A 19,532-nucleotide genomic window follows, 5' to 3' on the forward strand; every position below is an offset into this window, starting at 1 on the left:
TATTTTAGCCTACAATGAGAGAAGTTGCCTTCATAAAACAAAATAAAGAAAAATGGCTGGAGTTTGAACTCGCTATTTTTGGTAAAGCTAAAAAAAATCCTGATGAGTTAGCTAATTTGTACATTCAAATGATGAATGACCTCGCCTATGCGCAAACTTATTATCCAAAAAGTAAAACGGTCATTTACTTAAATCATCTTGCATCTCAGATTTATCAAAAAATATATAAAACGAAAAGAACCGAAAAAAACAAAGTTGTCGAGTTCTTTGCAACCGAAGTTCCGTTGCTTGTTTATGAATACAAAAGATATTTAGTGTATGCTTTTGTTTTCTTTTTTGCTTTCGTTGCTATTGGTGCAATTTCTGCCCGTTATGATCCTGATTTCACCCGGCTAATTATGGGTGATGATTATGTAAATATGACTTTAGAAAATATCAAAAAAGGAAATCCAATGGCCGTTTACGGTTCTTCTGCCAACTGGGGAACTTTTATTGGTATTACGGTAAACAATATTCAGGTTGGAGCAGCATGCTATTTTTATGGCATTTTTGGCGGACTTGGTACTTTCTATTATCTCTTGCAAAACTGTATTATGCTGGGTTCCTTTCAATATTTTTTCTTTGAGCATGGCGTTTTCTGGAAAAGTGTTCGCGGTATCTGGATTCACGGTTCTATGGAAATTTTTGCTATTGTAATTGAGTCGGCAGCCGGGTTTATTTTTGGCGCTTCTATCCTTTTTCCTAAGACTTTTTCGAGATTAAATTCTTTTAAAATTGGATTCAAAAACAGTTTCAAAATCTACCTAAGCACACTTCCATTTACTTTTATGGCCGGTTTTCTGGAAGGTTTTATTACCCGATATTCTATTGACATGCCTATTTGGTTAAGCATTCTTATAATATTATCAACATTGAGTTTAATCTCCTATTATTATTTAGTTTATCCTTTTATAGTACACAAAAAAGCACAACAATTATCAGCCAAATTGACTTAACCGAATCCAATAATGAAGAGATTTTTTCTTATTTTATCTTTCTTTTTTTGCTTTAGTATCTCACATGCTCAGGATACTTTGGCGGAAGCCGAACCTCCAAAAGTGGCCACTATAAAATATACTGAAAAGGATATTCAGATTGATTCAGATACGATTGAAGCCAGAACATTTTCAAAAAACTTCAAAAAAAAATATAGCGATCCGGAATTTGATTATGAACCAAAAGCACCAGAAAGAGGTATTTGGGATAATATTAAAGAGTGGATTGCCAACTTGTTGAGAAAAATTTTCTCTTTTAGTGACGCTAAAACTTCTATCACCGCTACCATTATTATATTGCGAATATTGGCCGTTTTGGTGATTATTGCGGTAATTTATTTAATCGTAAAAGCTTTAATAAATAAAGAAGGACAATGGATTTTTGGAAAAAATGCTAATAAAAGAGCCATTCAATATTCTGATATCGAAAAAAACATTCATTTACTGGATTTTAAAAAATTAATACAGGAAAGTATTCAAAACGGAGAAAAAAGACTTGCTATTAGGTACTATTATCTTTGGTTATTAAAAGTAATGGCGCAGAACAATTACATCGAATGGGATATCGAAAAAACCAATTCTGATTATTTATACGAACTAAAAAGTCCTGTTTTCAGAGAAGATTTCACCTATCTCTCCTACTTGTATAATTACATTTGGTATGGCGAATTTGAAATTGACGAAACAACTTTTACAAAAGCCGAAAACCGCTTTAAGAAATCTATAAAAACCTTTAGCAATGAATAAATCGATCAAAATTTATATCGCTATTCTGGTTTTTGTTTTAACATTAATTCTAATATCAGATCGCAACGAGAAAAAGCCTATTGACTGGCGCCCGACATTTTCTGTACACGATAAAATTCCGTACGGATTATATATTCTGAACAAGGAAATTAAACCTCTCTTAAAAAATCAGAAAATTGAAAAAATTGCAGATGTAACGCCGTATGAATATTTGGATTCAAAATACGACGCTGATACTTTGGTAGAAAATTACAAAATCGAAGGTACTTTTTTAAGTATTTCAGATCTTGAAAATATTGATGAACAATCGGTTAAAGAACTTTTTTATTTTGTTTCTCACGGAAATAATGTTTTTTTAAGCATGAGAACATTTCCGGAAGCCTTAATGGATAGTTTGAAAATTGATACAAAATTTGAATTTCACGAGCCAAAAAACAATCTAATCTGGATGGCAAATAAGAACGTTAGTTCTAAAAAATATATTTTCCAGCAATCTGTAGAGGATTATTTTTCTAAAATTGATACCGCAAATACAACGGTTTTGGGATACCAAAGCAATGAGAAAAAAGAGAGACACATCAATTTTATAAAAGTTCCTTATAAGTATGGTAATTTTTACCTTCATACGCAGCCAGCGGCTTTTACGAACTTCCATTTGTTAAAAAAAGATCATTTTCAATATGCTGAAGATGTATTTTCCTACATACCAAAAGGCGATGTTTTTTGGTATACAAAATTGCAGAATGATAAATCGATTTCACATTCCCCTTTACGTTTTATCCACAGTCAGCCTGCTTTAAAATGGGCCTGGTATCTGAGCTTACTCGGAATTTTGATTTTTATTATTTTTAATGCCAAGCGAAAACAAAGAATTGTTCCGATATTAAAGCCTTTGCCTAATTTAACTGTTGATTTTACCAAAACGATCGGGAATTTATATTATCAGGAAGGCGATCATGAAAATCTAATTGATAAAAAAATCATTTATTTTCTGGAGAAAATCAGAAATGAATATTTAATTGATACAACAAAATTGGATGATGTTTTTATTCAAAAACTACATCATAAAACAGGAAAAAATTTAGCCGATATTCGGGAATTGGTTTTCCTGATTAACGAACATCGAAATAGTTATCACGGAAGTCTCGAAGAAGATTTAATCAGAATTAATAACGCGATCGAGAAAATTTTACATTAATATTTTTAACCGAAATTCATTCAAAAGAAAACATACCAAACCATGGACGATATCAATACCCCAGAAACCGAAATCACAAATGAAAATGTGAATTTTGAAACCAGAATAAATTTAGCACCACTTTTAGAGCATGTAAATGCTATTAAAACAGAATTAGAAACTGTTATTGTAGGTCAGCAAAAAATGATTGATCAGCTTTTAGTTGCGATTTTATCAAACGGACATGTTTTGCTTGAAGGTGTTCCGGGAGTTGCCAAAACGATTACGGCAAAACTATTATCCAAAACGTTGAATATTGGCTTTAGCCGAATTCAGTTTACGCCAGATTTGATGCCATCAGATATATTGGGAACTTCAATTTTTAATTTAAAAAGCTCTGAATTTGAATTCAAACAAGGTCCTATTTTCTCTAATCTAATTTTAATTGATGAGATAAATCGTGCTCCGGCCAAAACACAGGCAGCACTTTTTGAAGTTATGGAAGAGCGCCAGATTACAATTGATGGATCAGCCTTTCAATTGGAAACTCCGTTCCTGGTTATTGCCACGCAAAACCCAATTGAACAGGAAGGAACGTACCGTTTGCCTGAAGCGCAATTAGATCGTTTTTTATTCAAAATAACAATAGATTATCCAAAATTAGATGAAGAAATTCTGATCATCCAGAGAGAACATTTATTGCAGGATCACGGAAAACTGGAAGCGATTAAAACGATACTTTCTGCGGAGGAAATAAAAGGATATCAGGCTTTAGTGAAACAAATTAGAGTCGAGCAAAATCTTTTAGAATATATCGCAAGAATTGTAGTTAACACTAGAGAAAATGCTTTTTTATATTTAGGCGCTTCACCACGTGCCTCAATCGCAATTTTAAATGCTGCCAAAGGTTTTGCAGCAATTCGCGGTCGTGATTTTGTAACTCCCGAAGATGTCAAAGAAGCGGCAATTCCGGTTTTACAACACCGTGTTATTGTAACTCCTGAACGTGAAATGGAAGGCATTACAAGCTCTGAAATTATCAGGCAAATTCTTGAAACAGTAGAAATACCTAGATAATTGTGAATTGTTAAATATGAATTGACTACTACGGCGTAACCTGAAACCTGAAACTTTAAAACACTTTTAAATTGAAATTCATCAAAAGTCTATACCTAAACAACTTCTTTTTCTATATCCTTCTAGGAATTATAGGAATGTTCGTTTGTGCTTTTATTTTTCCGAATTTATACAACAGCGTTTGGTTTATTATTTTAGTTTTAAGCACATTTTTGGGTCTTGATATATTGCTTTTATATTTATCAAAAGGAATTGAAGCTTCAAGAAAAACACCTGAAAAGCTTTCAAACGGAGACTTAAATCCTATTCAGATTACGATTAAAAACAGTTATACTTTTCCGATTTCGATTAAAATTATTGATGAAATTCCGTTTCAATTTCAGGTGCGTGATTTCAAAATAAAAAAAACGATTCCTGCTTCAACACAAAAAGAATTGGGTTATGATTTGCGTCCAACAGAAAGAGGTGAATATTACTTTGGAAATTTAAACATCTATGTTTCTTCTCCTTTAAAATTAATTTCCCGCAGATTTACTTTCGATAAAGATCAAATGGTGCCGACTTATCCTTCGTACATTCAATTGAAGAAATACGATTTATTGGCTTTTTCTAATAATTTGTATCAATACGGAATCAAGAAAATTCGCCGTATTGGTCATACGATGGAATTTGAGCAAATCAAGGAGTATGTTCAGGGTGATGATTTGAGAACAATAAACTGGAAAGCGACGGCAAAAAAAAATTCGTTGATGGTGAATCAGTTTCAGGATGAAAAATCGCAATCGGTTTATATGGCGATCGATAAAGGCCGTGTTATGCAAATGCCTTTTGACGGTTTGAGTTTATTGGATTATGCCATAAATTCGACTTTGGTTTTATCCAATGTTATTCTGAAAAAACAAGACAAAGCTGGGATTTTTGCTTTCTCTAAAAAAGTAGAAAACAGAGTTTTTGCCGAAAGAAGATCTTCGCAAATGCAAAAAATTCTGGAGACTTTATATAATATCAAAACCGATTTTTTTGAAAGTGATTACAGCCGATTGTATGTCGATATAAAGAAAAACATCAATCAGAGAAGTTTGATTATTTTGTATACGAATTTCGAAACCATGGATGGCTTAAACCGACAATTACCTTATTTAAAAGGAATTGCGAAAAACCATTTATTAGTTGTCGTTTTCTTTAGTAATACCGAATTGAATGCTATCATCAACAAAAAAACAGATACTGTTCAGGAAATTTACGATAAAGTAATAGCCGAAAAATTCATGTTCGAAAAACGCTTAATCGCCAACGAACTCAAGAAATATGGAATACATTCGGTTTTGACGCAACCAGAGAATTTGACTTTGGATGCAATTAATAAATATTTGGAAATTAAAGCGCGAGGAATTTTATAGAGTGTGAGATGTCTTTTGTGAAATGTAAAATGCTCATTACGAAAATTAGCCGAGAATTCACGAATTATTTTTTTTACGTTTAGATTAAAGATTCTTTAATTCGAGGTGAAAAAAAACTTTGAACCTTTACTCATCAACCTATATAACTCAAAAAAAAATTAAACTTCACCTAATTCTCAAAGTTGATTCCTTAAACGATAATCATTAAAGACTTTCTTTTATCTTTTATTAATTTATGGTTACATTACGTTATCACGTAAAAATCGATTAATTAAATTAATTAGTTTTGAAAAAAAATTAAAATCAATCCATGCATTTTCAAACTAATAAAAAATGAAAAAAGTAATTGTAATTTTATTGGTTTTCACAAGCTTTTTATCGCATGCGCAAAAGAATGAAACGATCTCAATTCCAAAAGGTGTCGTTTATAAATATGCTGATGCGAAAACCGTTGAAAAAGCTAAAAAACTAATTAGCGATAATTTATCAGAAAACAACGATTATAAAATACTACAAAACAATCTTATCATTGGCCCTGCACTCTGGAAAAGATTTAAAGGCAATGAAAAAATACAAAAAATAGAAGGTGGAGAAATTCAATTTCATGTAGACAATATAATATTAGATGGTAAAATGAGCCAGGATATGTTTGACTCCAAAATAATTTGGGATGAATTTAAAAATGAAGTTTCAAATAAATACACCATTCGAAAAGCCAACGAAAATGAGGTAAAATATTATTGGTCCGTAATATCATTTGATATTGAGGAACCCTTATTAATTGTAGAAACAAAAGAGCATAATTATATTTTAAATCTGCTAAAAAAAGATTTAAAACTATTATGGTTAGATGAGGCTCCAAACCCTACAAACACCAATTACGTTGCTTCCAAACAATATCAAAATGGAAAAGAAATTGATTCTGTTTCTAAAGGAATAAAAGAAACAATTCTGGAAAAGGTAATTGTTTTAAGTTCTGATGACGAATTAAATAAAAATAGCTCCTTTGAAGATATTGAATTGCTGATAAAAAAAACAGATAAAATATTCGATGAATTATTTAAAAATTCAATGAAATCCGGCAAATTAATGGTAGAATTTGAGTTAAAAAAGAAAAAAAACGAAATAACTTATGCTGTTAAAGATGATTTGGATTTAGATATAATGAAAGTATTTGAACAAAGGGTTAATAGTGAGGAATACCCTAATTCGAAAAAAGACCCTGTTAAACTTCGATTAATATATAAAGTAAATTCATTTAATGACGTAGAATAAAGTTTATATCAAATAAATAGGATTTTAAGATCTTGTTTCACAACTTTTAAATTCAAAAAACATGAAAAAACTAATTTTAATTGTTCTTGTTTTCACAAGCTTTTTGTCCTCAGCACAAAAAACAGAAAACATCATCATCATTACCACAGATGGTTTTAGATGGCAAGAAGTTTTTAAAGGAATGGATTCTGCAATTGCCAATGATAAAAGATTCAATCAGGGAGACAGCACTTATATTTATAAAAAATATTCAAGTATTGATTCCAAAGAAAGCCGTAAAAAACTAATGCCTTTTTTATGGTCGGAGATTGCTTTGAAAGGGCAAATTTATGGTAATCGTGATCTTGGCAGTAAAGTAGATGTAGCCAATCCTTATTGGTTTAGTTATCCGGGATATAGTGAAATTATGACCGGAAACGTTGACGTAGCTATTAATTCAAATGGTTACAAGGCTAATCCAAATGTGAATATTTTAGAATTTCTAAATCAACAGCCAAAGCTTAAAGGAAAAACAGCCGCTTTTGGTGCCTGGGATGCTTTTGACCGAATTTTGAATGAAGAAAGAAGTGGTTTTCCTGTTATTTCGGCTTATGATAATGTTGGAGGAAACAAACCTACAGCAACTCAAAAATTACTAAATGACATACGAAATAATTCATATAAACCTTTTCATGAAGACGAATGTCTGGATGTTTTTACACATTATCAAGCTCTAAATGAGCTTAAAACCAATAAACCAAAAGTACTTTATATCGGATATGGCGAAACAGATGAATGGGCGCATCACGGACATTATAGATCCTACCTTGATGCTGCCAACCAGGTTGATAAATGGATTAAAGAAATCTGGGATTTTGTGCAAAACGACCCACAATACAAAAACAAAACTACTTTGTTGATCACAGTAGATCACGGCCGTGGTGACAAAACAAAAGCCCAATGGACAGATCATGGTTCTGATGTTCCGGGAGCCTCTGAAATTTGGTTTGCAGCTATGGGACCAGAAATTGCACCAAAAGGCGAAATCAAAACGGAATCGCAATTGTATCAAAAACAATTTGCTCAAACCATCGCTAAAATTATGGGATATAATTTTACTACTTCACATCCTGTAGCTAGTGAAATTCCGCAAATACTTCAAAAATAAATTCAACAACGCCAATAATCAACCAATTAAAACCAACCAAAACCAATGAAAAAAATTCTACTAAGTATTTTTCTATGCCATATTTTTATTCCGAAAATGATGGCGCAGGCCGATACGACTGCAGCCTATTATGACAAAATTGAGCAATCTCTGAAATATGAAACAGGGAAAATCACGTTAACTGAAGGAGAAGGAATAGTAAACGTTCCTAAAGGATTTAAATTCTTAAACGGAGCACAAACCCAACATGTTTTAAGTGATTTATGGGGAAATCCGAAAGATGAATCCGTTTTAGGTTCACTTGTTCCGGATGGAAAAGGCGTTACACACAGCAACAGCTGGTTGTTTGTAATAAGCTACCAAGGCGATGGTTTTGTAAAAGATGATGATGCAAACGACATTGACTATGATGATCTTCTTAAGACGATGCAGGAAGACATGAAAGCTGAAAATGAAGAAAGAAAAAAAGGTGGTTATGCAGAAGTTCAATTAATTGGCTGGGCATCAAAACCTTATTATGATACTAATTTGAAAGTATTGCATTGGGCAAAAGAATTAAAATTTGGGAAAGACGAAGTCAATACCTTGAACTACGATTTAAGAGTTTTAGGAAGAAAAGGAATGTACAATATTTCAGCCGTTTCTAATATGGGCGAACTTGCTGAAGTTAAAGCCAGTATTCCGGGAATCCTAAAAAGCGTCGAATTCAACGACGGCCATAAATACTTAGACTTTGACGCAGATACTGATACCGTTGCAGCATGGACTATTGGAGGTTTAGTTGCTGGAAAAGTTTTGGCAAAAGTGGGCTTCTTTGCTATTTTGGCAAAATTCGGAAAAGTGATTGTCATTGGTCTTATTGCGGCATTTGCAGCTGTAAAGAAATTCCTTTTTGGGAAAAAAGAGCAGGTTATGACAAGACCCAAAGAAGAGGAAGAACTTATAGAGGAAACAGCATCTACTGAGGAATAAATTATTATCTTTTTGCCACAAATTACACTAATTTTCACTAATTTGTTATTCGCATTAAAGCAATACTAATTCGTAAAAATTAGTGTAATTCGTGGCAAACTTTTTTGTTTCATTTACTGAAACCTACAAGGTTTCGAAAACCTTGCAGGAAGAAAAAAACTCTGTACCTTTGAACCATTGCAACTTTGAGCCTTTAAAAAAATGAAACAAATCACTTCCATTCAAAATCCGTTTATAAAATCACTTGTTTTACTGCAGGAAAAAGCAAAAGCCCGCAAACAAACAGGAACATTTTTGATTGAAGGTTTACGTGAAATTTCAATCGCCTTAAAAGGAGGATATGAATTAGAAACCGTTTTATTTTTACCGGAATTGGTTACTGAAAATGAAATTAATAAACTGGTGAATTCAGCCGTTCAATTAATAGAAATTAACAAAGAAGTGTATCAAAAACTAGCTTACCGAGATACAACGGAAGGAATTTTGGCTGTAGCCAAAACCAAATCAATGCAGTTATCAGATTTAAAATTATCTGATAATCCACTAATTTTAGTAGCTGAAGCACCTGAAAAACCAGGAAATATAGGAGCACTTTTGCGCACTGCCGATGCTGCCAATCTCGATGCGGTTTTAATTGCCAATCCAAAAAGTGATTTATACAATCCAAATATTGTGCGTTCAAGCGTAGGCTGTTTGTTTACCAACCAAATCGCAACCGGAACCACGGATGAAATCATTACTTTTTTGAAAGAAAAAAAGATTGACTTTTATTGCGCTACACTTCAAAATTCAACCTCTTATCATACTCAGGATTTCACTACTCCAACAGCTTTGGTTGTCGGTACAGAAGCCACCGGATTAACACAGGAATGGCGCGATGCAGCTACCCAAAATATCATTATTCCAATGCAGGGCGAAATCGACAGTATGAACGTTTCGGTTGCGGCGGCGATTTTAATTTTTGAAGCTAAACGTCAAAGAGGATTTAACTAAACACCACCTACTCATGAACTACAAATTATCTTTTTTAGCATTATTATTTAGTTTTTCACTTTCGGCACAAATAACCAATACTGAAGTAGACGAATTGGTCAATCGCACCATAAAAGCTTTTGATGTTCCTGGAATCGCTGTTGCCATTGTCAAAGACGGAAAAGTAATTTTAGCAAAAGGATATGGTGTAAAATCTATAACAACGCAGGAAAAAGTCGATGCAAACACCCTTTTTGGAATTGCATCAAACAGTAAAGCTTTTACAAGTGCGGCACTTGCCATGTTAGTGGATGAGAAAAAAATAAAATGGGATGATAAAGTGATCCAATATCTCCCGGATTTCAAAATGTACGATGATTATGTTACCAAAGAATTCACGATTCGTGACTTACTAACGCATCGAAGCGGATTAGGACTTGGAGCAGGAGATTTGATGATATGGCCTGACGGAAGCGATTTTAAAGGAGCAGATATTGTTCATAATTTAAGATACTTAAAACCTGTTTCAAGTTTTAGAACCAAATACGATTATGACAATTTAATGTACATCATTGCAGGTGAAATTGTTCACGTTGTAAGCGGCCAAACCTGGGCTGATTTTGTAGAAACACGCATCATGAAGCCATTAGAAATGGACAAAAGTGTAGCTTCTTTAAAACGCTTGAAGGATACTTCCAATGTTATTACGCCTCACGTTCCGACTGATGGGAAATTAAAAACAATCAAACGTTATGAAAATAACCTTTTTGATGGAGCTGCCGGAATTTACTCCAGTGTAAATGATTTGAGTGAATGGGCGATTTTACAAATCAACAACGGAAAATACGGGGATAATAAACAGCTGTTTTCAGAGAAAGAACACGATGAAATGTGGCAATTACAAACCATTATTCCAGCCAAAACAAGACCACCTTACAATACTCATTTTTCAGGATATGGTTTAGGCTGGTTTTTAAGTGATGTGAAAGGATACAAACAAGTTTCGCATACCGGAGGTTTAGAAGGAAATGTAACGCAAACTACCTTGATTCCGGAAATTGGTTTGGGAATTATTGTATTAACCAATCAACAATCCGGAGCGGCTTTTAGCGCAATAACCAATACAATTAAAGACAGTTATTTAGGCGTTAAATCGGACGATTACGTGACGGTTTACAGCAACCGAGTGAAAGCTAGTGAAGCGTCTGCCGATAAAGTAACTGATGAAGTTTGGGCAACTGTTGCCAAAAACAAAAAAAACAAAATAAAAACTGATTTTTCTAAAATCACAGGAACTTACAAAGACAATTGGTTTGGAGAAATTACCATAACAGAGAAAAAAGGAAAACTCTATTTTGCTTCAAAACGATCTTCTCAACTAGTTGGAGAAGTTTTTTTCTACAAAGATGGCAATTATGTGGTAAAGTGGAACAATGCTTTTTTCCATGCTGATGCTCATTTGCTTTTCAAATATGATGAAAGCGGAAAAGTGATAAACCTAAAAATGCTCCCAATTTCTGAATTAACTGATTTCAGTTACGATTTTCAGGATTTGGACTTTTCAAAATTTTAGATTTTAGATTTTAGATTTTAGATTAAATTCTGCGAATTTAATTTTGAAACAGACAGGTTTTATTCCATGTCAGACTAAGCGAAGTTTAAGTCCGTTTTTAATGTAAAAGAATATAAATTCTAAGCAATTTCACGTTCGAAAAATCTAAAATCTAAACTCTAAAATCAGCAATCAATTCCCTTGCGTATATTCAAACTAATGCTTATTTTTAGTACTTGAACTATGCCGTTATGATAGAAATAGATATTGAAAAAGAAAACAAAGCGATTGCGCAGGAATACAAAGAATTACTTCGAATAAGTTACCAGACTTTAACACCCGCTGATAAAAAACTAATCCGGAAAGCTTTTGATGTGGCTGTTGACGCCCACAAAGAGCAAAGACGCAAATCTGGAGAAGCGTATATCTTTCATCCTATTGCAGTTGCGAAAATTGTTGCTTCCGAAATTGGTTTGGGAGCGACCTCTATTGCTGCGGCCTTATTGCACGATGTTGTTGAAGATACTCCCATAACTGTTGAAGATATTGAGCGTTTATTCAACCCAAAAGTGGCACAATTAGTTGAAGGTTTAACTAAAATTTCGCTGGTTCAAAAAGACTTAAATGCCTCTATGCAGGCTGAGAATTTTAGAAAAATGATCCTGACACTGAACGATGATGTTCGTGTTATTCTGATCAAATTGGCCGATCGTCTTCATAATATGCAGACAATGGATTCAATGGTAGAATACAAACAGACCAAAATCGCTTCAGAAACTTTATATATTTATGCTCCACTCGCCCATCGTTTGGGACTTTATAACATCAAAACCAAACTCGAAGATTTAGGTTTAAAATACACCGAACCCAATGTTTACAATGATATTGTAAGCAAAATCAGGGAAACGAAAGAAGAGCAAGATGCTTATATCAAAGATATTTCGGATGTTTTGAAAAATTCTCTGGATAAAGAAGAAATCGATTATATCATAAAAGGGCGTCCGAAATCTATTTATTCGATCCGCCGAAAAATGCGTGCGCAAAACGTAAGTTTTGATGAAGTATACGACAAATTCGCGCTTAGAATCGTTTACAAAGCAGATCCGCATGATGAGAAATTTGTGGCCTGGAAAATCTATTCGATTGTAACAGATCACTACAGACCGAGTCCGAGTCGTTTGCGCGATTGGATTTCATCACCGAAATCAACCGGTTATGAAGCTTTGCATATTACCGTGATGGGACCGAAAGGCCGTTGGGTTGAAGTGCAGGTGCGAAGCGAGCGTATGGACGAAATTGCCGAAAAAGGTTACGCAGCACATTACAAATATAAAAACGGCGCAACGGAAGAAAGCGGATTGGATGTTTGGCTAAATCTTCTTCGCGAAGCATTAGAGAATCAGGAAACCAATGCGGTGGATTTTGTGGAAGATTTTAAAATGAATTTATATTCAAAAGAAATCTTCGTCTTTACGCCAAAAGGAGAAATCAAATCGTTGCCAAAAGGCGCGACTTCGCTGGATTTTGCGTTTAGCATTCACTCAGAAATTGGAATTAGAACGAGAGGAACTCGTGTAAATGGACGTTTAGTTCCGTTAAATTACGAATTAAAAAGTGGTGATCAGGTTGAAGTGATTACATCAGCCAACCAAAAGCCAACGGTAAACTGGTTGGAATATGTAACGACATCACGTGCCAAAAATAAAATCAAAAACGTTCTTAACGAGAACACTAAAAAAATTGCTGAAGAAGGAAAAGAACTACTTACAAGAAAATTAAAGCATCTTAAAATAACCATCAGCGAACAGGTTATCAACGAGTTGGTAAACTTCTTCAAACTAAAAACCAGTCTGGATTTATTTTACAGAGTTGGAATTGGTGCCATTGAAAATCAGCAGTTAAAAGATTATGCAGCTCAAAAGAGCAACACGATTATCAATTTCTTTAAAAATAAAATTAAAAGAAATAAAGATACTGCCGATGAAGATATTCATAAACCCGTCATCAGCAGTAATTATGACATGCTGGTTTTTGGAACAGAACATGATAAGCTTGATTATAAACTTTCGCAATGCTGTAACCCAATTCCGGGTGACGATGTTTTTGGTTTCGTAACCATCAACGAAGGAATTAAAGTGCATAAAAAAGATTGTCCAAACGCCATCGGAATGCAATCAAATTATGCCTATCGCATCATGAGTGCGAAATGGATTGATTCATCTCAGGAAGAATTCAAAGCCATTATCAACATTACAGGAATGGATGTTTTAGGACTTACCAACCAATTAACAAGAGTTATTTCGAACAATATGAGTGTCAATATTCAAAGTATTTCTTTGAGTACAGATGCCGGAATTTTTCACGGACAGATTGCGGTTATTGTAAAGAATAATACCATTTTGAAAAAAATGATCAATGCTATCAAAAAAATTGATGGGGTCGATAAAGTAACTCGAGAGTATAGAACCTAATTCTTTTAATTAGTAGAATTTATGAAATCAGAATCCTTAGAAATTCCGAAAATACAATTTGATGAAAATGGAGCACTTTTAATTGTTGCTTCTCAAACTTCTTCAAAAGATGATTTCGATTTTTTTCAGGGGAAATCTATTATCAAAAACAAAAAATTAAAAACAAGATTTTCGAATTGTACAGAATGGATTGAATTCCCATCCACTCAGGAAATGTACAAGATTTTAAATGGCATTGGAAATATCGATAATTTCCTTGCCACTTTTGATGGCGAACCTTTTGAAGGAATGACAGTTCGATTATTTAATCCTAAAACAAAACTGTGGAGTATTTATTGGGCTGATTCCACTACAGGAACTTTAGACAGACCAGTCGTTGGCTCATTTGAAAACAAAGTAGGTCATTTTTTCTCAGAAGATATTTTTGAAGGAAAACAAGTATTCCAGGTATTTCGCTGGGATGCCAGAGATGGAGATAATCCGGTTTGGAGCCAGGCCATGTCTGATGATAAGGGAAAAACTTGGGAATGGAACTGGTATATGTACATGTCAAAAACCAAATAAAAATTTGTTAGTTTTATCATAAATAAAAATAATTATGTTAATTAAGTTTGTTTGAACTTCGTAAAAATAATTGGGGCAAAAGCCTGTATTTATTGCATTATTATTAATCAAATTGATATTCGAACGTTAAACTTTAAACCCGAAACTTTTATTCATTAAAAATAAAAAATTATCTTTGCCGGATATGACACTCATTTCAACTGACAACACTAAGAATCAAGAAATTGTAAAAAATGTTTTTACAATGTATCTTGAACAAAAAGGGCATCGCAAAACTCCTGAGCGTTATGCTATACTTCAGGAAATTTACGATAGCGAAGAGCATTTTGATATAGAGAACCTTTATATTAAAATGAAAAACAAAAACTATCGTGTGAGTAGAGCAACCTTATACAACACGATCGAGTTATTGTTAGACTGCGCTTTGGTTAGAAAACATCAATTTGGACAAAATCAGGCTTACTACGAAAAATCGTATTTCGACAAGCAGCACGATCATATTATTATGACCGATTCTGGCGAAGTAATTGAATTTTGCGATCCAAGAATTCAAACCATCAAAAAAACAATCGAAGAAATATTTGATATCGAAATTACGAATCACTCACTTTATTTCTACGGAAACAAAAAGCAAAAACAATAATCCGGAAAGGGAATTATTCAAAAAATAAAAAAAAGAAAATTAACTACATTAATCAGTAGGGCAACTTAAATTGCCTCAACGCAAATTAAAACAGAATGACCGTAGATTTATTACTAGGATTACAATGGGGAGATGAAGGTAAAGGAAAAATTGTTGACGTTCTTACCTCAAATTATGATATTATTGCACGTTTTCAAGGAGGACCAAATGCAGGACATACATTAGAATTTGACGGAATTAAACACGTACTTAGAACCATTCCTTCTGGAATTTTTCATAAAAATTCTATTAATATCATCGGAAATGGTGTTGTAATTGACCCGGTAGTTTTTCAAAAAGAAATTGAAGGTTTAGAGAAATTTAACCTTGACATCAAAAGTAAATTGATCATTTCAAGAAAAGCGCATTTAATTTTGCCAACACACCGTTTATTAGATGCAGCTTCAGAAGCATCAAAAGGAAAAGCAAAAATTGGTTCTACATTAAAAGGAATTGGTCCAACTTACATGGACAAAACTGGTAGAAACGGATTACGTGTTGGAGATGTTGAATTAGAAGATTTCAAAGAACGTTACAGAGCATTAGCAGACAAACATGAAGCAATGATTGCTTTTTATGATGTTGCTATTCAATATAATTTAGCTGAACTTGAAAAAGAGTTTTTTGAAGCTATCGAAGAATTAAAAAAATTAGATTTCATTGACAGTGAAGAATATATGTACCAGGCTCAAAAAGCAGGTAAGTCTATTCTATGCGAAGGTGCTCAGGGATCTTTATTAGATGTTGATTTCGGAACTTATCCTTTCGTTACTTCATCAAATACTACTGCTGCCGGAGCTTGTACTGGTTTAGGAATTGCTCCTAACAAAATCAAAGAAGTTTACGGAATTTTTAAAGCTTATGTTACTCGTGTTGGTAGCGGACCTTTCCCAACTGAACTTTTTGACGAAGTTGGTGCTACAATGGCAAGAGTTGGAAACGAATTTGGATCTGTTACAGGAAGACAAAGACGTTGTGGATGGTTAGACTTAGTAGCTTTAAAATATGCTGTTCAGGTAAACGGAGTAACTCAGTTAATGATGATGAAAGGTGATGTTCTTTCAGGATTCGAAACTTTAAAAGTTTGTACGGAGTACAACTATAAAGGTCAAATCATTTCTCACTTTCCTTATAACATTGAGCCAGAGAATGTAACTCCTGTTTATAAAGAATTTAAAGGATGGCAAGCAGACTTAACTGGTTTAACGACTTATGAGCAATTGCCAATTGAGCTAAAAGAATATATTGAATTTATTGAAGCAGAAGTTGGAGTGCCAATCAAAATTGTATCGGTTGGGCCTGACAGAAAGCAAACAATAACAAAATAACAATTACTAAACGCTCTGATAATCAGGGCGTTTTTTTATACAAATATTTACGCCATGAAAAACCCGGAAATTAAAGTTACAGAAACCAAATTATTATCAGACAATTGGTATATCCTGAATAAGGTTACTTTTAGTTATCAAAAAGAAAATGAAAAAATTCAGACTCACGTTCGCGAAATTTACGATCGCGGAAATGGAGCTGGAATTTTATTATACAACTCGACTAAAAAAACAGTTATCTTAACAAGACAATTTCGTCTACCAACTTTCCTTAACGGAAATAAAACAGGAATGATGATTGAAGTTTGTGCGGGACTTTTAGACGAAGATAATCCTGAAGAATGTATCATTCGTGAAACTGAAGAAGAAACTGGCTATCGCATTAAAAAAGTAGAAAAAGTTACCCAAACCTATATGTCTCCAGGAGCCGTAACCGAGATCTTATATTTGTTTACAGGCGAATACGATGAAAGTATGAAAGTAAGCGAAGGTGGCGGATTAGCTTCTGAACAAGAAAATATTGAAGTTTTAGAGTATACTTTTGAAGAAGCGTATGCTATGATCGAATCTGGCGAAATTGTAGATGCGAAAACTATTATTTTGTTGCAACATGCTAAGATAAAAGGGTTGATTTAAAGATATTTTGTACATTTAATTAGTTACTTTACCTTACTTTATCTTACTTTATTCTAATGCTTATGCGCCTAATATCGACTATTCTTCTTTTGCTTATTTCATTTCTTTTTTTCAATTGTAAAAATGAAATCACAAAACCGGAAATTACAAAACAAAAAAGCAAAAAGACTGAAAAACAAATTCCAAATGTTACTGACGAAAACTTTGAAACATTTTTAGCTAAATTTAATCGTGATTCGGTTTTTCAAATTAGCCGAGTAAAATTCCCCTTAAAAGTAAAAGAAATTGACTTGGAATCTATGGCAGAATTAGATGAAAACAAGTCCGAATTTAAAGAGCGAACTATCTTAAAATCTGATTACACAAAACTAGATTTCACCTATCCGAAAGATGCTTTGACTCGTGAATTAGATCGCTATACACAAAAAATAAAAATTAAAAAAAACATAACGGTTGTAGAAATCAGAGGAGTTGATAATGGAATATATTCAGATTTCTATTTTGAAAAAATTGGTGGTAAATGGTTTTTAGAAACATGGAAAGAGCAATCGACTTAAAGTTTTATGAAAAATCAAATTAACATCTGGCAAGAATTTGCAAAAGAAACTGACGGAACTTTTAAAGAAGGCTATTCCTGGCGATCTGACTCAACTGAAATTGAATACAAAAAATGGAAAATAACTTTTGATAATTTTACGGTTTGGTCAGGAAAATATAGCAGCGAAACCACAAGAATTATCGTTCCGCTTACTTTATCAAACAACTTTAGATTCGAAATATATCGCGAAGGCTTTATTCGAAAAATAGAGAAAATATTTGGGGCACAAGATGTAGAAATTGGATATCCTGAATTTGACAAAGCTTTTACCATTAAGAGTAATAATGAATTTAAAATAAAAACATTATTACAAAACAAAGAAATTAGAACTCTTCTTGAATCTCAGGAAGAAGTAAATCTAATGATTTCAGACCAGAAAGGAATCTGGGAAGAGAAACTTCCTGAGAGTGAATACGAATTATCCTATTTCATCGATGGCAAAATTCATGACTTTGAGACTTTGAAATCATTATTGCAACTTTTCAAACTAATTTTAGACCACTTACACCAGATGAATTTAATTTCTTAGAATGATAATCAAATAAACTATTCAGCAAATTGTGTAATTAATTTGGGCAATTAGTAAAATAACTTTACATCATATAAAAAACCAGTTTTTATGAAAAAGTTATATTACACATCAAATGTTTTGTTTCTGATTGTTTTAGTATTGTTAGGTTCTTGTGAACAAAAGAAGACTATAAGACAAAGTGAAGTAAAGATTCGCAAAACCGTTGAATACAAAAAACCAGAATCAACTATTGCTTTTAAATTTGAAAAAACAAAACAATGGCTTGATTCCATCAAAGGTGATTCAACCAAACTTTATATTGCTTACGCTATAAATAGAACGGATAAAGCAAATATTGCCAAAATGGATTCGGTTGTAATTCCGAATGATTTTAGTGGCGATTTGGTTTATTATTTACCATTTCCAATACACGTATCAGCTTTAGAAGATGTTTCTAAAGTATTGATTTTCTCCTATCCCACGCAGACTTTTGCCGCTTATGAAAATGGAGAACTTGTTTATACCGGACCAACGAATATGGGAAGAAAAAAAGATCCAACACCAACCGGATTGTTTTTTACCAACTGGAAAGCTGAAAAAACAACAAGTACTTTTAATGACGAATGGGACTTAAAATGGAATTTCAATATTGAAAATAAACTGGGAGTTGGTTTTCATCAATATGAATTACCCGGTTATCCTGCATCGCATTCTTGTTTGCGTTTATTAGAAAAAGATGCAAAATACCTTTATAAATGGGCAGACGAATGGGTTCTGAAAGACAGTGAAAATGTAAAAGTTAAAGGAACACCTGTAATCGTTTTTGGAAGCTATAATTTTGACGGACCTAAACCATGGCTGGAATTAGTAAAAGATCCAGAAGCATTAAATATCTCAGAGTCGGAAATTGAAACTCAGGTTCAACCTTTTGTTCAAAAGATTTTAGAAAATCAGAAAATTAGAGAAACAGAAAAGCAAACTGCTGCTCTTTAGAATATTATATTTTATATAAAACAGCTGATGCAATTTTAAAATATTGCATCAGCTGTTTTTTTTAGGTAATTTTATATTCCAATCTAAAACAAAAATGATCTCCTCTTCTAAAAATAACAGAACTTGTAAAAAAGGGCATCACTATTTTAAAACGAGCGATTGCCCTACTTGTCCAATTTGCGAACAGGAGCGTAAACCACAATCGGGGCTTTTATCTGTATTGTCAGCCCCGGCAAGACGAGCTTTAGAAAATAAAGGAATCAAAACTGTACAGGATTTATCAAAATATTCAAAAAAAGAAATCATATCATTACACGGAATTGGACCAAGCTCAATTCCAAAACTATTGGAAGAATTGAAAAAGCATAGCCTAAACTTTCGAGAAGATTAAACTTC

Annotated in this window: 19 protein-coding genes; all 19 read left to right on the plus strand. The window is 33.1% G+C overall.

Going from position 1 to position 19,532, the window contains the following annotated elements; genetic code table 11:
• The first annotated feature begins 14 nt into the window (after positions 1 to 14).
• The 19 genes from IRZ99_RS12670 to IRZ99_RS12760 all read left to right on the plus strand — a co-directional run bounded on the left by IRZ99_RS12670 (position 15) and on the right by IRZ99_RS12760 (position 19,527).
• Positions 15 to 995 (plus strand): stage II sporulation protein M, encoded by a 981-nt coding sequence (locus tag IRZ99_RS12670; RefSeq protein WP_194657614.1) that lies wholly within the window; start codon positions 15 to 17, stop codon positions 993 to 995.
• A gap of 12 nt (positions 996 to 1,007) precedes the next feature.
• Entirely contained in the window at positions 1,008 to 1,781 is a 774-nt protein-coding gene (locus IRZ99_RS12675) for a DUF4129 domain-containing protein (protein ID WP_194657615.1), read from the plus strand.
• The gene (locus tag IRZ99_RS12680) at positions 1,774 to 2,979 is read left to right on the plus strand and encodes a DUF4350 domain-containing protein (RefSeq protein ID WP_194657616.1); all 1,206 of its coding nucleotides are present in this window, start codon (positions 1,774 to 1,776) and stop codon (positions 2,977 to 2,979) included. The genes IRZ99_RS12675 and IRZ99_RS12680 overlap by 8 nt, the downstream gene beginning before the upstream one ends.
• 42 nt (positions 2,980 to 3,021) lie before the next feature.
• Positions 3,022 to 4,035, plus strand: coding sequence for a MoxR family ATPase (locus IRZ99_RS12685; protein ID WP_194657617.1), 1,014 nt, complete (start codon positions 3,022 to 3,024; stop codon positions 4,033 to 4,035).
• 71 nt (positions 4,036 to 4,106) lie between these two features.
• Positions 4,107 to 5,435 carry a DUF58 domain-containing protein gene (locus IRZ99_RS12690; RefSeq protein ID WP_194657618.1) on the plus strand — a complete coding sequence of 443 codons (1,329 nt, stop codon included), beginning with the start codon at positions 4,107 to 4,109 and terminating at the stop codon, positions 5,433 to 5,435.
• Positions 5,436 to 5,768: 333 nt separating this feature from the next.
• A complete protein-coding gene (locus IRZ99_RS12695; RefSeq protein ID WP_194657619.1) occupies positions 5,769 to 6,710 on the plus strand; it encodes a hypothetical protein in 942 nt (313 codons plus the stop codon).
• A 61-nt stretch (positions 6,711 to 6,771) separates the two neighbouring features.
• Entirely contained in the window at positions 6,772 to 7,857 is a 1,086-nt protein-coding gene (locus tag IRZ99_RS12700) for a phosphoglyceromutase (protein ID WP_194657620.1), read from the plus strand.
• A 45-nt stretch (positions 7,858 to 7,902) separates the two neighbouring features.
• Entirely contained in the window at positions 7,903 to 8,829 is a 927-nt protein-coding gene (locus IRZ99_RS12705) for a DUF2167 domain-containing protein (protein WP_194657621.1), read from the plus strand.
• Positions 8,830 to 9,030: 201 nt separating this feature from the next.
• Entirely contained in the window at positions 9,031 to 9,822 is a 792-nt protein-coding gene (locus tag IRZ99_RS12710; protein ID WP_194657622.1) for an RNA methyltransferase, read from the plus strand.
• Between the two features lie 13 nt (positions 9,823 to 9,835).
• Positions 9,836 to 11,374 carry a serine hydrolase gene (locus IRZ99_RS12715; protein ID WP_194657623.1) on the plus strand — a complete coding sequence of 513 codons (1,539 nt, stop codon included), beginning with the start codon at positions 9,836 to 9,838 and terminating at the stop codon, positions 11,372 to 11,374.
• 230 nt (positions 11,375 to 11,604) lie between these two features.
• Entirely contained in the window at positions 11,605 to 13,824 is a 2,220-nt protein-coding gene (locus tag IRZ99_RS12720) for a bifunctional (p)ppGpp synthetase/guanosine-3',5'-bis(diphosphate) 3'-pyrophosphohydrolase (protein WP_072975766.1), read from the plus strand.
• Positions 13,825 to 13,845: 21 nt separating this feature from the next.
• Entirely contained in the window at positions 13,846 to 14,388 is a 543-nt protein-coding gene (locus IRZ99_RS12725) for a hypothetical protein (RefSeq protein ID WP_194657624.1), read from the plus strand.
• Between the two features lie 184 nt (positions 14,389 to 14,572).
• On the plus strand, positions 14,573 to 15,031 hold the full coding sequence (locus tag IRZ99_RS12730) for a Fur family transcriptional regulator (RefSeq protein ID WP_026981862.1): 459 nt from the start codon (positions 14,573 to 14,575) through the stop codon (positions 15,029 to 15,031).
• A 95-nt stretch (positions 15,032 to 15,126) separates the two neighbouring features.
• The gene (locus tag IRZ99_RS12735; RefSeq protein WP_194657625.1) at positions 15,127 to 16,398 is read left to right on the plus strand and encodes an adenylosuccinate synthase; all 1,272 of its coding nucleotides are present in this window, start codon (positions 15,127 to 15,129) and stop codon (positions 16,396 to 16,398) included.
• Between the two features lie 54 nt (positions 16,399 to 16,452).
• Positions 16,453 to 17,034 carry an NUDIX domain-containing protein gene (locus tag IRZ99_RS12740; protein WP_194657626.1) on the plus strand — a complete coding sequence of 194 codons (582 nt, stop codon included), beginning with the start codon at positions 16,453 to 16,455 and terminating at the stop codon, positions 17,032 to 17,034.
• Positions 17,035 to 17,096: 62 nt separating this feature from the next.
• Positions 17,097 to 17,591 (plus strand): hypothetical protein, encoded by a 495-nt coding sequence (locus IRZ99_RS12745; RefSeq protein WP_194657627.1) that lies wholly within the window; start codon positions 17,097 to 17,099, stop codon positions 17,589 to 17,591.
• 6 nt (positions 17,592 to 17,597) lie between these two features.
• Positions 17,598 to 18,161 (plus strand): hypothetical protein, encoded by a 564-nt coding sequence (locus IRZ99_RS12750; RefSeq protein WP_194657628.1) that lies wholly within the window; start codon positions 17,598 to 17,600, stop codon positions 18,159 to 18,161.
• A gap of 90 nt (positions 18,162 to 18,251) precedes the next feature.
• Positions 18,252 to 19,136: a L,D-transpeptidase gene (locus IRZ99_RS12755; RefSeq protein WP_194657629.1), complete on the plus strand. Its 885-nt coding sequence runs from the start codon at positions 18,252 to 18,254 to the stop codon at positions 19,134 to 19,136.
• Between the two features lie 94 nt (positions 19,137 to 19,230).
• Complete coding sequence (locus IRZ99_RS12760; RefSeq protein WP_228519081.1) at positions 19,231 to 19,527, plus strand: RNA polymerase alpha subunit C-terminal domain-containing protein; 297 nt, start codon at positions 19,231 to 19,233, stop codon at positions 19,525 to 19,527.
• Positions 19,528 to 19,532 lie beyond the last annotated feature (5 nt).

The organism is Flavobacterium sp. LC2016-12, assembly GCF_015351595.1.
In the GTDB taxonomy this organism is placed as follows: Bacteria; Bacteroidota; Bacteroidia; order Flavobacteriales; family Flavobacteriaceae; genus Flavobacterium.

What these genes read in the sequence shown, in the direction of transcription:
- IRZ99_RS12670 (WP_194657614.1), top strand. Translation starts at nt 15, where the DNA reads ATGAGAGAAGTTGCCTTCATAAAACAAAATAAAGAAAAATGGCTGGAG.
- IRZ99_RS12675 (WP_194657615.1), top strand. Translation starts at nt 1,008, where the DNA reads ATGAAGAGATTTTTTCTTATTTTATCTTTCTTTTTTTGCTTTAGTATC.
- IRZ99_RS12680 (WP_194657616.1), top strand. Translation starts at nt 1,774, where the DNA reads ATGAATAAATCGATCAAAATTTATATCGCTATTCTGGTTTTTGTTTTA.
- IRZ99_RS12685 (WP_194657617.1), top strand. Translation starts at nt 3,022, where the DNA reads ATGGACGATATCAATACCCCAGAAACCGAAATCACAAATGAAAATGTG.
- IRZ99_RS12695 (WP_194657619.1), top strand. Translation starts at nt 5,769, where the DNA reads ATGAAAAAAGTAATTGTAATTTTATTGGTTTTCACAAGCTTTTTATCG.
- IRZ99_RS12700 (WP_194657620.1), top strand. Translation starts at nt 6,772, where the DNA reads ATGAAAAAACTAATTTTAATTGTTCTTGTTTTCACAAGCTTTTTGTCC.
- IRZ99_RS12705 (WP_194657621.1), top strand. Translation starts at nt 7,903, where the DNA reads ATGAAAAAAATTCTACTAAGTATTTTTCTATGCCATATTTTTATTCCG.
- IRZ99_RS12710 (WP_194657622.1), top strand. Translation starts at nt 9,031, where the DNA reads ATGAAACAAATCACTTCCATTCAAAATCCGTTTATAAAATCACTTGTT.
- IRZ99_RS12715 (WP_194657623.1), top strand. Translation starts at nt 9,836, where the DNA reads ATGAACTACAAATTATCTTTTTTAGCATTATTATTTAGTTTTTCACTT.
- IRZ99_RS12720 (WP_072975766.1), top strand. Translation starts at nt 11,605, where the DNA reads ATGATAGAAATAGATATTGAAAAAGAAAACAAAGCGATTGCGCAGGAA.
- IRZ99_RS12725 (WP_194657624.1), top strand. Translation starts at nt 13,846, where the DNA reads ATGAAATCAGAATCCTTAGAAATTCCGAAAATACAATTTGATGAAAAT.
- IRZ99_RS12730 (WP_026981862.1), top strand. Translation starts at nt 14,573, where the DNA reads ATGACACTCATTTCAACTGACAACACTAAGAATCAAGAAATTGTAAAA.
- IRZ99_RS12735 (WP_194657625.1), top strand. Translation starts at nt 15,127, where the DNA reads ATGACCGTAGATTTATTACTAGGATTACAATGGGGAGATGAAGGTAAA.
- IRZ99_RS12740 (WP_194657626.1), top strand. Translation starts at nt 16,453, where the DNA reads ATGAAAAACCCGGAAATTAAAGTTACAGAAACCAAATTATTATCAGAC.
- IRZ99_RS12745 (WP_194657627.1), top strand. Translation starts at nt 17,097, where the DNA reads ATGCGCCTAATATCGACTATTCTTCTTTTGCTTATTTCATTTCTTTTT.
- IRZ99_RS12750 (WP_194657628.1), top strand. Translation starts at nt 17,598, where the DNA reads ATGAAAAATCAAATTAACATCTGGCAAGAATTTGCAAAAGAAACTGAC.
- IRZ99_RS12755 (WP_194657629.1), top strand. Translation starts at nt 18,252, where the DNA reads ATGAAAAAGTTATATTACACATCAAATGTTTTGTTTCTGATTGTTTTA.
- IRZ99_RS12760 (WP_228519081.1), top strand. Translation starts at nt 19,231, where the DNA reads ATGATCTCCTCTTCTAAAAATAACAGAACTTGTAAAAAAGGGCATCAC.